The following is a 13,429-nucleotide window of genomic DNA, read 5'->3' as shown; positions in this document are numbered from 1 at the left end:
GACCAGCTTGCCGCAGCCGGTGTCAATGCACGTGAAACTCAGAACTCCAGGTCCAGCGCCGCACACAGGTAATCCACGAACGGCGCCAGCGTGACCAGATCGGCCGCGATGGTCTGGCGCAGCCGCGGGCCGGTCATCGTGGCGTCGTCCAGCGAGCGCCAGAACACCCAGTTGCGGTGCTTGAGATCGTCGATGAACTCGAAATCCGGCTCGAACCCGCGCGGGGAGCGCACCAGCTTTTCGCTTTCCTCGAAATCGAACTTCCTGCGGAGCACCGGCGAATGCGCGGCGGCCTTCCAGCTGCCGGGGTTGTCGACGATGAAGTGCCGCACCTTGCGCTGTGTGGCCGGCTCGGGATGCCACAACCCCGCGCCGACGAAGCTCTCGCCCGGCTGCAGATGGATGTAGAACGACGGGGCCGGCACCTGCTTGCGGCGCTCATGGAACAGGCGCGCGCCCTGCCAGCTCTTGTACGGCGATTTGTCGTTGGAGAAGCGCGCGTCGCGGTAGATGCGGAACAGCGAGCCACCCACGGTGCGTGGGTCGGCGCGGAAATGTTCGCTGACCGCGGCCAGGTCCGGCTGCAGATCGGTGATCAGGCGCAGGAACGGCTGGCGGACGTGCGCTTCGTACTTCGGCTTGTGCTCGTTGAACCAGGTCTTGTCGTTGTTGCGGGCCAGGCCACGCAGGAACGTGAAGGTCGCCGGGCTGAAATAGGTGCTCATAGGCTGCTCTGCAGGTGGGTGCCCCAGTCGCGCAGCTGCTGCAGCAGGGCGAGCTTGCCGGCATCGTCGGCATGCTCTGCGGCCAGTGCATCCAGCTGGGCGGTGAACTGCGGCAGGGTCTGTTCGCCCAGCGACGCATCGCCGAGCAGGCGCTGGCGACGATAATCGTTCCAGCGTGAGCGCTCGGTGGTGTCCAAGGTGTCCAGGTGATTCCGGGCGCGATACCGGAACAGCAGTTCGGGCATGCGCGGGTCGCGCAGTCGCTCGGCGAAGCTGGCCAGTTCGCCCGGTGGGCTGGTGCGGATGCGGGCCATCAGGGATTTGTCGCCGTCGGCCAGGAAGCCGTCATACAGCGACGCATCGACATCGCTCGGCGCCAGGGTGCGCTCGCCCGAATACACCTGGCGGACCTTCTCGGCCAGGGCCGGGCCGATCTGGCGCAGGCGCTCGGCCTTGGCCTCGATCACGGCCGGGTCGATCCCCAGGCGTGCGTGGTCGGCCGGGCGTAGATGGTTCCACGCGACCAGCGCCGGCACCTTGTTGAGGTGGACTTCCTTGAGCGGCACGCGCTGCTCGCCCTCGGCCATGTCGGCGGCGCGGGTGTACAGGCGCGCGGCGATGGTCTCCGGCGGCAGGTCCAGCAGCGGCTCGATATCGCCCTCCAGATCGAGCGCGATGATGCGGTTGTTGATGAAGGGATGGCGCGCCAGTGGCAGCACCGGTGCGGCGCACATGCGCTGGGCCGGGTAGCGCATCGAGATGTGCAGCACCGGCTGCATCGCGTCCACATCCAGCAGGCTGCCGACAAAGCGTTTGTCGCGCAGCTTCAGCGCGTAGTCCCACAGCCGTGGCTGGGCCTGCTTGAACAGTCTGGCCAGGCCGATCGTTGCATGCACATCCGACAACGCCTCGTGCGCATCGCCCTGACGCACGTTGTTGGCCGTGGCCAGATGCTCCAGCTTGAACGAGGTGGCGCCGTCTTCGCGCTGCGGCCAGACGATGCCATCGGGGCGCAGCGCATGCAGCAGCCGCATCATGTCCAGCAGGTCCCAGCGCGAATTGCCGTTGCGCCACTCGCGTTCGTAGGGATCGTAGAAGTTGCGGAACAGCCCGTGGCGGACGAACTCATCATCGAAGCGCAGCGTGTTGTAACCCAGCGAGCAGGTGCCCGGCTGCGCCATCAGATCGTTGATCCGCGCGAACGCTTCGGCCTCGGTGACCCCGGCGTCGAGCGCGTGCTGCGGGGTGATGCCGGTGATCAGGGTGGCGATCGGGGAGGGCAGCAGGTCATCGGCCGGCTTGACGTAGAAGCTCACCGGCTCATCGATGATGTTCAGATCGGCATCGGTACGGATACCGGCGAACTGCGCGATGCGCGTGCGGCGCGGGTCCTGACCAAAAGTTTCCAGGTCATAGAACAGGAAGCTGTCGGCCATCAGTGCGCGCCCTCCAGGATGGGAAGTTGTTCGTGGATCAGCCGCTCCAATGCGGCCCAGTCGATATGCGCCAGGCTGTCGTGCCCGGCGGTGGCGTCTTCGAGCATGCGCCGCTGCAGGTCGGTGCGCGCCAGCGCAACGGCATACGGCGTACGCAGGAAGGTGACCATCGTGTAATGCGGCACGAAGCGGGTCGGCCAGCGCGCCTGCAGCGCCTGTTCCAGTTCGCGCTGCAGCAGGAACTGTGGATCGGCCACACGGTCGCGCATCTCCAGGTAGTTCTCCAGCGCCATCTGCTGGATCGCTTCGGCATTCGGTTTGCGGTCCGTTTCGAAGGCGGCGAAGGCCTCGGCCAGCGAGTCCTGCTCCAGCAGGTGCGCGGCCAGCGCGATGCAGTCTTCGAAGGCGCAGTTCATGCCTTGGCCGTGGAACGGCACCATCGCGTGCGCGGCATCGCCGATCAGCACCGCGCGGCCCTTCATGTGCCAATGCTTGAGATGCAGCGTGCCGAGCAGGCCGGGCGGATGCTGTTCCCAATCACGGCGCAGGTTCGGGATCAGCGCCAGTGCATCGGGGAAGTCGCGCGCGAACAGCGCTTCGGCCTCGGCCCCACTGTTGGTCGTCGCAAAGCTCGGGTCACCTTCGTTGGGTAGGAACAGCGTGACCGTGAACGTGCCTTCGTCATTCGGCAGCGCGATGCACATGTAGTGCCCGCGTGGCCAGATGTGCAGCGCATTGGCCTCGATCCGGAACCCGCCATCGTCGGTCGGCGGGATCTCCAGCTCCTTGTAGGAGTGGTCCAGGAAGTCGATGCGCTCGTCCAGCGGCTGCTTGCGGTTCATCGCCGCGCGCAGTGCCGAGCCGGCACCGTCGGCACCGATCAGGGTATCGAAGCGGATGTCGTGCGGCTGGTCGTCGCGGTCATCGATGAAGCGCGCGTAGCCGGCATCGAAATCCACGGTATGCAGGCGGCGGTGGAAATGCACGGTGGCGCCCGCATCTTCGGCCAGCTGCAGCAGCGTGGTGTTGAGGTCCTTGCGGTGGATCGACCAGATCACTTCGCTGTCATCGCGCCCGTAGCGCTGCAGCTGCGGCTCGCCCGCGCGCGGATGGATCATGCGCCCGCGCATCATCACCGCCTTGGCCATGACTGCGTCTTCGACACCGGCCTGGCGCAGCGCGTGCCGACCACGCTCGGCGAGCGCCAAGTTGATTGAACGGCCGGACTCGTAATCGCTCACGCGCGGATCGCCGCGGCGCTCATACAAGGTTATCTGCCAGCCCTGGCGGGATAGCAGGATGGCGAGCAGCGAACCGGCCAGACCTGCGCCGATGATGCTCAGCGAGCGGGAGGGGGTAGCGATCAAGACGATATCCGTGGGGGCGGGGAGGGCCGGCTTAAAGACCGGCCCAGGCTTCCACTTCCTCGACGAAGTGGTGCAGGTCGAGGTAGCGGTTGTAGAGCGGTGCCGGCGAGATGCGGATCACGTCGGGCTCGCGCCAGTCGCCCAGCACCCCCACGGTCTGCAGGTACTCGAACAGGCTGCGGCCGCGCTCACGGCCACCGGCCACGCGCAGCGAGAGCTGGCAGCCGCGGCGCTCGGGTTCGGACGGGGTCAGCACCTCGAGCACGCCGGACAGGCGGGCACGCACGAGGGCATCGAGCAGGCCGGTCAGGCGCAGCGACTTGGTGCGCAGCGCGTCGATGCCACCGGCCTTGTCCACCACGTCCAGCGCAGCGCGCAGTGGCGCCAGGCCGAGAACCGGCGGGTTGCTGAGCTGCCAGCCTTCGGCACCGACCGCAGGCACGAACTGTGGCGCCATCTTGAAGCGCGTGGCTTCTTCATGGCCCCACCAGCCGGCGAACCGCGGCAGGGTCGCGTCACGGTGGTGGCGCTCGTGCACGAAGCAACCGGCGACGGCGCCGGGACCGGCATTGAGATACTTGTAATGGCACCACACGGCGAAATCCGGTGCGATGTCGTGCAGCTGCAGCGGCACGTTGCCGACCGAGTGGGCCAGATCGAAACCGACCCGGGCGCCCTGCAGGCGCGCCATGCGGGTGATGGCCTCCAGATCGAACACCTGGCCGCTGCGGTACTGCACGCCGGGCCACAGCACCAGCGCCAGGCGCGGGCCATGCTCGGTGATGGCGCGTTCGATGGCCTGCAGCGAAATGGTGCCGTTGGGCTCATCGGGCTGCACTTCAACAAGATCGGTATCGGGGTTGAAGCCATGGAAGCGGAGCTGGGATTCCACCGCGTGCCGGTCGGTGGGGAAGGCGCCGGCCTCCATCAGGATGACAGGGCGCTCGGCGGTGGGCCGGTAGAAGCTGACCATCATCAGGTGCAGGTTGACGCTGAGGGTGTTCATCGCCACGACTTCGCTGGGCAGGGCGCCGACGACGCGGGCGAGCTGTTCGCTCACCAGGCGGTGGTAGTGCAGCCACTGGGTGTCGCCGGTGAAGTGGCCTTCGACGGCGAGCGAGGCCCATTTGTCCATGACTTCCTGCACGGCGGCGCGTGCGCCGCGCGGCTGCAGACCCAGCGAGTTGCCGACGAAGTAGGTCTGGTCGCGGTGGTTGTGCTGGGGGAAGACGAATTCGTTGCGCAGGGCGCGCAGCGGATCGGCGGCGTCCAGGGCAACGGCATGGGTGCGGCTGAGGATCTCGGACATGGTGCAACCGGCGGTGTCAGTGAGCCGACAGTTTATCCGGGTGGTGGGGGTGTGGGCTGAATCTGGCTTGCGGTGCTGATTTGGCGTGGGCTGGTGGCTGGCAGCTGGCGCTCAAGGTGAATCGCCCAGGGTTCCGTAGACACCTCGCAGCCATAAACTATGGCTTAGGCGGAGGTGGTTATGAGCACGAAGCGGTACACCGATGAGTTCAAGATCGAGGCGGTACGGCAGATTGTTGAGTACGGCCGTCCGGTAGCGGAGGTTGCCGAGCGACTGGGCGTGTCGATCCACAGTCTTTACGGCTGGAAGCGGCAACAAGGCAAAGGCGATGTTGGCCGGCGTGTCGAGCAGGACCAGAACGCGGAAGTGCGCCGCCTCAAGGCTGAGCTACGCAGGGTCACTGAAGAGCGAGACATCCTAAAAAAAGCCGCCGCGTACTTTGCAAAGGGGTAAGAGCAAAGTACGCCTTCATGAAGCAACACGCAGATGAGTTCGGCCTCGCGGCGATGTGTCGGATGCTTGGCGTCCATCGCAGTGGCTACTACGCCTGGCTAAAAGAGCCGGCAAGCGCTCGCGACAAGGACGATCAGCGATTGCTCGGCCTAATCAAGCACAGCTGGCTGGAAAGCGGCTCTGTGTATGGCCACCGCAAAGTGACCACAGATCTGCGCGAGCTTGGCGAGACGTGTAGTCGTCATCGCGTGGCACGCTTGATGAAGAGCGAGGGGCTGCGGGCAATGGTCGGCTACGGTCGGCGACCACGCCCATTGAGCGGCCCTGTTGGATCAGTCGCCAAGAACGTTCTGGCTCGCGGCTTCAAAGTCAATGAGCCAAATCGCGCGTGGGTCACGGACATCACCTACATCCGCACGTACGACGGCTTCCTGTACTTGGCGGTAGTGCTTGATCTGTTTTCGCGTCAGGTCGTTGGATGGGCAACCCGACCAACTCAACATACGGACCTGGTTTTGCAGGCGCTATTGGCCGCAGTGTGGCGGCGCAAGCCAAGCCCCGGGCTTCTGCTTCACTCCGACCAGGGAACCCAGTTCACCAGCGAAGACTGGCAGAGCTTCCTGCGCGAGCACGACATCGTGTGCAGCATGAGTCGACGAGGAAACTGCCATGACAACGCAGCGATGGAGAGCTTCTTCCAGCTACTGAAGCGGGAGCGTATTAAGCGGAGGATCTACAGCAATCACGACGAGGCACGGGCCGACGTCTTCCAGTACATCGAGATGTTCTACAACCCAAAACGGCGGCACAGTTCCAACGACGGGCTGTCCCCGGTAGAGTTCGAGAAGCAGTACGCACTAAACGGCTGACGACTGTCTACAAAACCCTGGGCGATTCAAGGTGGAAGGTGGACTCCACGCCAAAGCGAAAGCCAAAGCGTCCGGAGTGACGTTCCAGTGTGCGGGCCGGTGTGGGTGGGTCTGCTGGACCCGCCGCAAGTACGTTCATGTAGGCTCGTAGTGCGGCATCCATGCCGCACACGGTCCTGCAGACTCACCCACACCGACCCGCTGACAGTTGGCTGGGGCGCATGGGAAAGGCGGGGGCGATGCCTTGGACTGTGCTTTGGCGCAGCTGGAGGGCTGAGGGTAGACGAGCCAACAGCGATGGACGATGCATCCACTCGCTGCAGCCTGGTATTGCCGGCCGTGACCGAACACAACAGCGGCGCTTGCTTACCGATTTGGCCGGTGTTCGCGTCAACTTTCAGAGCGGACCCACGCCCAGACGCAAGCGAGGACGAAACGAAGACGAAGAGGAAGACGCAGACGCAGACGCAGATGCAGACGCGCTCATTGATACCTGCGCGGCGGTCGGCGGCGTTGGGAACAGCGCAGTTTGATTTGCCTCTGTGGATGGACTGTGACCGGGGCGCAGAAGCAGGAACAACAGCAGAAGAAGAAGGAGAAGCAGAAGCAGGGGCAGCAGAAGCAAGAGCCTGTAGTTGACTCTGCTCTTTCCGTGCAAGCCGATGCAGTGTGGAGGGGTCGGTGGGGGAGGGTTTCCGGGACCGTGTGCGGCATGGATGCCGCACTACGAGCCTACATGGACTTACTTGCGGCGGGTCCCGGAAACCCACCCCCGCCGGCCCACTCGCAGGCACCTCAACCGCCGGCTCTAAAGCTCTAAAGCTCTAAAGCTCTAAAGCTCTAAAGCTCTAAAGCTCTAAAGCTCTAAAGCTCTAAAGCTCTAAAGCTCTAAAGCTCTAAAGCTCTAAAGCTCTAAAGCTCTAAAGCTCTAAAGCTCTCAGCCTCTCAAGCCCTCAGGTGCTGACGCCTTAAAGCGAGCGAACCATCACCCCTCAACAGCCACCTTCTCAGGCAGCGGATCCACATGCCCACACGCATCGCACGTGCGCAGCTCCAGCGAAGAGTGATAGCGATCGAACACCTTCGGCAGATCCGTCTCGATGTTCTCCAGCGCGAAAAACTCCTCGTACAACTTGTGATTGCACCGCTCGCAGAACCACATCAACCCATCGCGCTCATGCGCCAGCCGCTTGCGCTCCACCACCAGACCCACACCGCCCGGCGGGCGGCGCGGCGAATGCGGCACGCCGCCCGGCAACAGGAAAATCTCGCCCGCGCGGATCGGAATGTCGCGCACCGCGCCATCCTCCTGCACCTTCAGCGTCATCTCCCCTTCAAGCTGATAGAACCACTCCGGGCCCTCGTCGTAATGAAAATCGGTCCGGCTGTTCGGGCCGCCGACCACCATCACGATGAAGTCGCCGTTCTCGATCATCTTGTTGCCGACCGGCGGCTTCAGCAGATGCCGGTGTTCCTCGATCCAGCCGAGCAGATTGATGGGGGAGGCAAGCATGGGCGCTGTCCGTAAGAGGAAAAATCAGTCGCGCCGACCGTGGCGCGGAACGTAGGACAGGGCCTTTTCGTACGCGGCCTGCAGCTCTTCCGGTGCGCCCACGTCGATGCCCATCTCGCGCACCCGGCCATCCTTCAGGCTGTACACCCAGCCGTGCACCATCAGTTTCTGGCCGCGTGCCCAGGCGTCCTGCACGATCGTCGAGCGGCAGGCGTTGACCACCTGCTCGATCACGTTCAACTCGCACAGGCGCGCATGCTTCAGGTCGGGATCCTCGATCGCATCCATGATCACGGCGTGCTTCTGCGCCACATCCCCCACATGACGCAGCCAGTTGTCGGCCAAGCCCACGCGCGTGTTGTTCAAGCTGGCGTGCACGCCGCCGCAGCCGTAGTGGCCCACGATCAGAATGTGCTTCACCTTCAGCTGATCCACGGCGTACTGGATCACGCTCAGGCAGTTCAGGTCGGTGTGCACCACCACGTTGGCCACGTTGCGGTGGACGAACACTTCGCCCGGCGCCATGCCGATGATCTGGTTGGCCGGCACGCGCGAATCGGAACAACCGATCCACAGGTATTCCGGGTGCTGCTGCTTGGCCAGCTGGTGGAAGAATTCCGGATCTTCTTTTTCGATCCGGTCCGCCCATTCGCGGTTGTTCTGCAGCAGCTTGTGGATGTCTTTCATCGTGCGGGGTCCCTGACGTCGGGTGGGGGCAAGGCGCGGCCAGGGCGGCCGCGTCGTCGCAGGAGGGGGAAGGTCAGTCGGCGGCGGTGCCGCCCTCGCGGCGCCAGCGCATCCACTGCGCCAGCTCGCGTGACGCCGGGGCGTCCAGTGCCGACAGCGCGTCGATCACGCTGGACTGGTTGGCCTCGGGATGGTTCTGGCTGAGCTTGAGTTTGATCTGCACCTGCGCCGGGCGGAAACGGAAACCGACAATGCCGCCCAGCATGCGCTGTTGGCGCGGCTCGATCGGCAGCAGGTCCCAGTCGCCGCCGACCTGCGCTTCGTAGTGCGCGCTCAGGCCGTCCAGCATCGCGATCAGTGCGTCATCGTCACTGACCGGCTCCAGCATGCCGCGCAGCTCCGCGGCGGCGTAGTTCCAGGTCGGCACACGCGCCTGCGCGACTTTGTCCGGATACCAGCCCGGCGACACATACGCGTGCGGGCCGTGCACCAGCATCAACGCGGGGCCGGCATGGCCCGCCTGCGGGTTGGGCTTGGCCCAGTGGCCTTCGATCAGGATGCCATCGGCGTCGCGCCGGTACAGCACCGGCATCCGCGTGGCCTGCGGCAGCCCGTCGGCGCCAGTGGTGACCAGGGTGACGAATGCATCGCGCGCCAGCAGCCGGTCCAGCCAGATCAGGTCGGTCTCGACGAAGGCGGACGGGATGAACATCGTCGGTTACGCGCGGGCGCCCAGGCTCTGGATCATGCGGCCGTGCAGGGCATCATCGCTGTCGGCCTGCGGCGGCTGCACTTCATGCAGCGAGAAGCCGCGCACCAGGGCGTCTTCTTCATCCAGGCCGTCGTAGGCGACGAACTCCGCGTCGAACAGCTGCGAACGTGCGGTGTCTTCGCTGTCGTAGCTCAGCGTGTTGCCGTCGCTGTCCAGCACCTCGGCGGTGCCGGCCGGGCGCACGCGCAGGCGGGCCCAGATCAGCGTGTTGCCAAGGCTGGCCAGGAACCACTCGTCGTGGTGGGAGGTGTTGTCGTTCATGTGATTACCATCGAAAGCAGCCAGAGCAGGGCAGCCATGCCCAGTCCGGCAAGAAGCGTAAGCAGGGAGAGCCAGGCCGGCGTGGCCAGGCCGGTCAGCGAGCGGTCGCTGCTCTGGCGATAATCGCGACCGAGCAGCCAACGCAGCGCATCCAGGCGCAGGAACGCGCCCGTGCCGAAGCGATCCGCCAGCGCCGGGTGGCGGTCGCGGATGTGGACCAGGGTCAGCGGCCAGAAGATCACGAAGGCACTGAACCCGGCGATCGCCACGCCGACGAAACACAGCGCGAAGAACAGGGTCATGGTTCAGTGCCTCCGTAGGTCGATCAGAATTCGGCGCTGCCCGGTGCGCGCGGGTAGGGGATCGCGTCGCGGATGTTGCTCAGCCCGCAGACGTAGACCACCAGGCGCTCGAAGCCCAGGCCGAAGCCGGCGTGCGGCACCGAACCGTAGCGGCGGAAATCGCGGTACCAGCCGTAATGCGCCGGGTCCAGGCCGAACTGCGCCATGCGCGCATCCAGCACATCCAGGCGCTCTTCGCGCTGGCTGCCGCCGATGATCTCGCCGATGCCCGGGGCCAGCACGTCCATCGCCGCGACGGTCTTGCCGTCGTCGTTCAGGCGCATGTAGAACGCCTTGATGTGCTCGGGGTAGTTGGTCACCACCACCGGGCGGCCGATATGTTCTTCGGTCAGCCAGCGCTCGTGTTCGGTCTGCAGGTCCAGGCCCCATTCGACCGGGAAGTCGAACTTCTTGTCGGCCTTCTGCAGCAGCTTCACCGCTTCGGTGTAGTCGATCTGCTCGAACGGGGCGTTGATGAAGCCTTCCAGCTTGGTGATCGCGTTCTTGTCCACGCGCTCGGCCAGGAAGGCCAGGTCGTCGCCACGCTCATCGAGCACCGCGCGGAACAGATACTTCAGGAACTGCTCGGCCAGGCGCGCATCTTCGGCCAGATCGGCGAAGGCGATTTCCGGCTCGATCATCCAGAACTCCGCCAGGTGGCGGGTGGTGTTGGAGTTCTCGGCGCGGAAGGTCGGGCCGAAGGTGTAGACCTTGCTCAGCGCCAGGCAGTAGGCCTCGACGTTGAGCTGGCCGGACACGGTCAGGAAGGTTTCCTTGCCGAAGAAATCGCGGCTGAAATCCACCTCGCCCTTTTCGTTGCGCGGCAGGTTGGCCATGTCCAGGGTCGAGACCCGGAACATCTGGCCGGCGCCCTCGGCATCGGACGTGGTCACGATCGGGGTGCTGATCCAGTTGAAGCCGTTCTGATGGAAGAAGCGGTGGACGGCCTGGGCCAGGCAGTTGCGGATGCGGGTGACCGCACCGAACAGGTTCGTGCGCGGGCGCAGGTGCGCCACTTCCCGCAGGAACTCCGGACTCATCGGCTTGGGCTGGATCGGGTAGGTCAGCGGGTCTTCGACCAGGCCGACGATCTCGATGTCGCTGGCCTGGATCTCGAAGGACTGGCCCTTGCCCTGGGATTTGACCAGGGTGCCGCGGGCGATCACCGAGCAGCCCGGGGTCAGGCTCTTGATGTCGTCGAAGTTGGCCAGGGTGTCATTGGCCACCACCTGGATGGGGGCGAAGCAGGAGCCATCGGTGACATTGACGAAGGCAAGCGCCGCAGAGCCGCGCACCGTGCGGACCCATCCGCGTACTGTTGCCTCGCCGCCTTCCGGGATCTTCCCGGCAAGCGCATGTTCAACGCTGACCACCGTCATGACTTGAATCCTCTGTTGATCGACTCGATCTCTGAACACGGAGTTTAACGGGTGCGGTGTTCGGCTTGCGAGGCATTTCTCGCGCGCGCTCCGGGGCTGCGCGCCACGTGAACCGCAGCGACGGCCGCCCAAACCGGGCCGCGCCATACCCTTTATAATGATCACGATCCGCTGGAGTTGCCTGTCATGGCCGTAAGCCTTACCCCTGTTGCCTTTGCCCGTGTGCAGAAGTTCGTCGAGCAGACCCCCGGCGCGCTGGGGCTGCGTTTCGGCGTGACCCGCACCGGCTGTTCCGGCTGGGGCCACATCACCGATCTGGCCCGCGATGAGCGCGAGGGCGACACCGTCTTCGAGCAGGACGGGGTCCGCATCTATGTGGACGCCACCAGTCTGGAACTGGTGGACGGCACCGAGATCGACTTCGGCAAGCACGGGCTGAGCGAGACCTTCACGTTCAGGAACCCGAACGCCACCGCTGAATGCGGCTGCGGCGAGAGCTTCACGACCGAGGCCGACAAGGCCTGATCGCCGGCGCGCCGGGCCTGTCCAGCCCGCCCGGCTTGCCTTGCGACCCCTTCTGCTGCCACAATGCGCGGCTTCCTGCCTGATTCCGGGCAGGACCCTTGCCCCACCGCGTTCACCTGCGGGGGGCTGTCCGGCCCTCAAAGGGCCACATCCGAAAGGTAAAAACACATGAGTCGTCATTACGAAGTCGTGTTCCTGGTCCATCCGGACCAGAGCGAACAGGTCCCGGCCATGATCGAGCGCTACAAGGCGCTGGTCGAGAACGGCAACGGCACCATCCACCGTCTGGAAGATTGGGGCCGTCGTCAGCTGGCTTACCCGATCCAGAACCTGGTGAAGGCCCACTACGTCATGCTCAACATCGAGTGCGACCAGGCCGTGCTGAGCGAGCTGGTGGAAAGCTTCCGCTTCAACGACGCCGTGCTGCGCAACCTCGTCATCAAGCGTGACGAAGCTGACACCGAGCAGTCGCTGATCATGAAGAGCAAGGACGAGAAGGGCGACAAGCCCGAGCGTGGCGAGCGTCGTCGTCGTGATGACGAAGAAGGTGAAACCACCCCCGCCGCCGCTGACACCGATGCCGGCGATGACGCCGCTTCGGCCGCTTAAGGAGCACTGACATGTCCAAGTTCTTCCGTCGTCGCAAGTTCTGCAAGTTCACGGCCGAAGGTGTGAAGGAGATCGATTACAAGGATCTCAACACCCTGCGCCAGTACCTCACCGAGAACGGCAAGATCGTGCCGAGCCGCGTGACCGGTACCAAGTCGAAGTACCAGCGCCAGCTGGCAACGGCCGTCAAGCGCGCCCGTTTCCTGGCCCTGATTCCGTACACCGACAACCACGACGTCTGATGAAGGCAGGCGGCCGTGCGGTCGCCGCTTTCGCGGATCCTGCCGCCCGCGCTGTAACGCGTCGGGCGGTCTCAGGATTCGCCGTTCGGATATTCGGACAGCCATCCGCTGCGGGGCCTGAGCCTCGCTAACGAATACATATTTGGAGCTACACCATGAAGCTGATTCTTCTTCAGAAGGTCACCAACCTCGGCGGTCTGGGCGATCTGGTCGACGTGAAGCCGGGCTACGGCCGCAACTTCCTCGTCCCGACCGGCAAGGCCGTTCCGGCCACCGCGACCAACGTGGCTGAGTTCGAAGCCAAGCGCGCTGATTACGAAGCCAAGGCCCAGTCGATCCACGCTGATGCCGAAGCCCGCAAGGCGCAGCTGGAAGGCAAGAGCGTGACCATCGCTGCCAACGCTTCGACGGAAGGCAAGCTGTACGGTTCGGTCGGCCCGCGCGATATCGCCGAAGCCTTCACCGCTGCCGGCCTGCCGCTGGAAAAGAGCGAAGTGATCCTGGGCGAAGGCGCTTTCCGCAACGTGGGCGAGTACGAGGTGACTGTTCACCTGCACGCCGACGTGGAAACCACCGTCAAGGTGGTTGTGGAAGCCGAAAAGGCCTGATCCCTGCCGAAAGGCGGGTGTCACTGAAACGGGTACCCGCGAGGGTGCCCGTTTTTGTTTTTGGCGATTGCTGGTGTCGTGGCGGCAACAGCAACAGCAACAGCAACGGCAACGGCTTGGCGCCTTGAGGGTACGGGTGGGAGGGCGCCGGGTAGCCCGGGCCGGGACCCGCCGTGAACCCATCCATGGGGGCTCGTAAGGCGCCATCCATGGCGCCTTACGGTCCCGGCGGGCTACCCGGCACCCTCCAGCCAGGTAGCCGGTGCGAGCGGTTGGCAGAGCGGGTTTCCGCGGCGTGTGGCAGGTAGTGCCAGCGATTATCATATCCCGCGT

At 64.7% G+C, this 13,429-nt stretch carries 15 protein-coding genes; 5 read left to right on the top strand and 10 right to left on the bottom strand.

Going from position 1 to position 13,429, the window contains the following annotated elements; all coding sequences use genetic code 11:
- Positions 1-38: 38 nt before the first annotated feature.
- From ACTT2I_RS10905 to kynU, 4 genes are read right to left on the bottom strand one after another with little or no spacing between them, the layout of a single operon-like run.
- Positions 39-725 carry a DUF2461 domain-containing protein gene (locus ACTT2I_RS10905; protein ID WP_421099383.1) on the bottom strand — a complete coding sequence of 229 codons (687 nt, stop codon included), beginning with the start codon at positions 723-725 and terminating at the stop codon, positions 39-41.
- Positions 722-2,161: an exodeoxyribonuclease I gene (gene sbcB / locus ACTT2I_RS10900; RefSeq protein ID WP_421099384.1), complete on the bottom strand. Its 1,440-nt coding sequence runs from the start codon at positions 2,159-2,161 to the stop codon at positions 722-724. The genes ACTT2I_RS10905 and sbcB overlap by 4 nt, the downstream gene beginning before the upstream one ends.
- Positions 2,161-3,528, bottom strand: a complete 1,368-nt coding sequence (locus ACTT2I_RS10895; protein WP_421099385.1) for an FAD-dependent oxidoreductase — start codon at positions 3,526-3,528, stop codon at positions 2,161-2,163. The genes sbcB and ACTT2I_RS10895 overlap by 1 nt, the downstream gene beginning before the upstream one ends.
- A gap of 31 nt (positions 3,529-3,559) precedes the next feature.
- Positions 3,560-4,837, bottom strand: a complete 1,278-nt coding sequence (gene kynU / locus ACTT2I_RS10890; RefSeq protein ID WP_421099386.1) for a kynureninase — start codon at positions 4,835-4,837, stop codon at positions 3,560-3,562.
- Between the two features lie 180 nt (positions 4,838-5,017).
- On the opposite strand from kynU, the gene ACTT2I_RS10885 reads away from it, so the two are divergent.
- Positions 5,018-6,159 (top strand): IS3-like element ISStma9 family transposase gene (locus ACTT2I_RS10885; protein WP_087986239.1). Its coding sequence is split into 2 segments (ribosomal slippage): positions 5,018-5,255 and positions 5,255-6,159, totalling 1,143 coding nucleotides; the frame shifts between segments, so codons are not numbered across the junction.
- Between the two features lie 985 nt (positions 6,160-7,144).
- Here the strand turns inward: ACTT2I_RS10885 and ACTT2I_RS10880 are convergent.
- The 6 genes from ACTT2I_RS10880 to asnS all read right to left on the bottom strand — a co-directional run bounded on the left by ACTT2I_RS10880 (position 7,145) and on the right by asnS (position 11,112).
- Positions 7,145-7,672, bottom strand: a complete 528-nt coding sequence (locus tag ACTT2I_RS10880; protein ID WP_088434179.1) for a 3-hydroxyanthranilate 3,4-dioxygenase — start codon at positions 7,670-7,672, stop codon at positions 7,145-7,147.
- A gap of 24 nt (positions 7,673-7,696) precedes the next feature.
- Positions 7,697-8,359, bottom strand: coding sequence for a carbonate dehydratase (gene can, locus ACTT2I_RS10875; protein ID WP_088434178.1), 663 nt, complete (start codon positions 8,357-8,359; stop codon positions 7,697-7,699).
- Between the two features lie 73 nt (positions 8,360-8,432).
- Positions 8,433-9,071: an FMN-binding negative transcriptional regulator gene (locus tag ACTT2I_RS10870; RefSeq protein WP_421099422.1), complete on the bottom strand. Its 639-nt coding sequence runs from the start codon at positions 9,069-9,071 to the stop codon at positions 8,433-8,435.
- A 6-nt stretch (positions 9,072-9,077) separates the two neighbouring features.
- Entirely contained in the window at positions 9,078-9,392 is a 315-nt protein-coding gene (locus tag ACTT2I_RS10865; RefSeq protein ID WP_088434176.1) for a hypothetical protein, read from the bottom strand.
- Positions 9,389-9,694, bottom strand: a complete 306-nt coding sequence (locus tag ACTT2I_RS10860; protein WP_293979665.1) for a hypothetical protein — start codon at positions 9,692-9,694, stop codon at positions 9,389-9,391. The genes ACTT2I_RS10865 and ACTT2I_RS10860 overlap by 4 nt, the downstream gene beginning before the upstream one ends.
- A 23-nt stretch (positions 9,695-9,717) precedes the next feature.
- On the bottom strand, positions 9,718-11,112 hold the full coding sequence (gene asnS / locus ACTT2I_RS10855; protein ID WP_088434174.1) for an asparagine--tRNA ligase: 1,395 nt from the start codon (positions 11,110-11,112) through the stop codon (positions 9,718-9,720).
- Between the two features lie 186 nt (positions 11,113-11,298).
- On the opposite strand from asnS, the gene ACTT2I_RS10850 reads away from it, so the two are divergent.
- The 4 genes from ACTT2I_RS10850 to rplI all read left to right on the top strand — a co-directional run bounded on the left by ACTT2I_RS10850 (position 11,299) and on the right by rplI (position 13,096).
- Entirely contained in the window at positions 11,299-11,637 is a 339-nt protein-coding gene (locus ACTT2I_RS10850) for a HesB/IscA family protein (RefSeq protein WP_019184349.1), read from the top strand.
- 168 nt (positions 11,638-11,805) lie between these two features.
- Entirely contained in the window at positions 11,806-12,246 is a 441-nt protein-coding gene (gene rpsF, locus ACTT2I_RS10845) for a 30S ribosomal protein S6 (RefSeq protein ID WP_088434172.1), read from the top strand.
- Between the two features lie 11 nt (positions 12,247-12,257).
- On the top strand, positions 12,258-12,488 hold the full coding sequence (rpsR, locus tag ACTT2I_RS10840) for a 30S ribosomal protein S18 (RefSeq protein ID WP_002804494.1): 231 nt from the start codon (positions 12,258-12,260) through the stop codon (positions 12,486-12,488).
- A gap of 155 nt (positions 12,489-12,643) precedes the next feature.
- Positions 12,644-13,096 (top strand): 50S ribosomal protein L9, encoded by a 453-nt coding sequence (gene rplI, locus ACTT2I_RS10835; RefSeq protein WP_019184347.1) that lies wholly within the window; start codon positions 12,644-12,646, stop codon positions 13,094-13,096.
- Positions 13,097-13,429 lie beyond the last annotated feature (333 nt).

Source organism: Stenotrophomonas sp. PUT21, assembly GCF_052232875.1.
Lineage (GTDB): Bacteria > Pseudomonadota > Gammaproteobacteria > Xanthomonadales > Xanthomonadaceae > Stenotrophomonas > Stenotrophomonas maltophilia_N.
Note: the sequence above shows the minus strand (reverse complement) of the source record. Positions and strands in the feature narration are given on the sequence as shown.

What these genes read in the sequence shown, in the direction of transcription:
- rpsR (WP_002804494.1), top strand. Translation starts at nt 12,258, where the DNA reads ATGTCCAAGTTCTTCCGTCGTCGCAAGTTCTGCAAGTTCACGGCCGAA.
- rplI (WP_019184347.1), top strand. Translation starts at nt 12,644, where the DNA reads ATGAAGCTGATTCTTCTTCAGAAGGTCACCAACCTCGGCGGTCTGGGC.
- asnS (WP_088434174.1), bottom strand. Translation starts at nt 11,112, where the DNA reads ATGACGGTGGTCAGCGTTGAACATGCGCTTGCCGGGAAGATCCCGGAA.
- can (WP_088434178.1), bottom strand. Translation starts at nt 8,359, where the DNA reads ATGAAAGACATCCACAAGCTGCTGCAGAACAACCGCGAATGGGCGGAC.
- ACTT2I_RS10870 (WP_421099422.1), bottom strand. Translation starts at nt 9,071, where the DNA reads ATGTTCATCCCGTCCGCCTTCGTCGAGACCGACCTGATCTGGCTGGAC.
- ACTT2I_RS10865 (WP_088434176.1), bottom strand. Translation starts at nt 9,392, where the DNA reads ATGAACGACAACACCTCCCACCACGACGAGTGGTTCCTGGCCAGCCTT.
- sbcB (WP_421099384.1), bottom strand. Translation starts at nt 2,161, where the DNA reads ATGGCCGACAGCTTCCTGTTCTATGACCTGGAAACTTTTGGTCAGGAC.
- rpsF (WP_088434172.1), top strand. Translation starts at nt 11,806, where the DNA reads ATGAGTCGTCATTACGAAGTCGTGTTCCTGGTCCATCCGGACCAGAGC.
- ACTT2I_RS10860 (WP_293979665.1), bottom strand. Translation starts at nt 9,694, where the DNA reads ATGACCCTGTTCTTCGCGCTGTGTTTCGTCGGCGTGGCGATCGCCGGG.
- ACTT2I_RS10905 (WP_421099383.1), bottom strand. Translation starts at nt 725, where the DNA reads ATGAGCACCTATTTCAGCCCGGCGACCTTCACGTTCCTGCGTGGCCTG.
- kynU (WP_421099386.1), bottom strand. Translation starts at nt 4,837, where the DNA reads ATGTCCGAGATCCTCAGCCGCACCCATGCCGTTGCCCTGGACGCCGCC.
- ACTT2I_RS10880 (WP_088434179.1), bottom strand. Translation starts at nt 7,672, where the DNA reads ATGCTTGCCTCCCCCATCAATCTGCTCGGCTGGATCGAGGAACACCGG.
- ACTT2I_RS10850 (WP_019184349.1), top strand. Translation starts at nt 11,299, where the DNA reads ATGGCCGTAAGCCTTACCCCTGTTGCCTTTGCCCGTGTGCAGAAGTTC.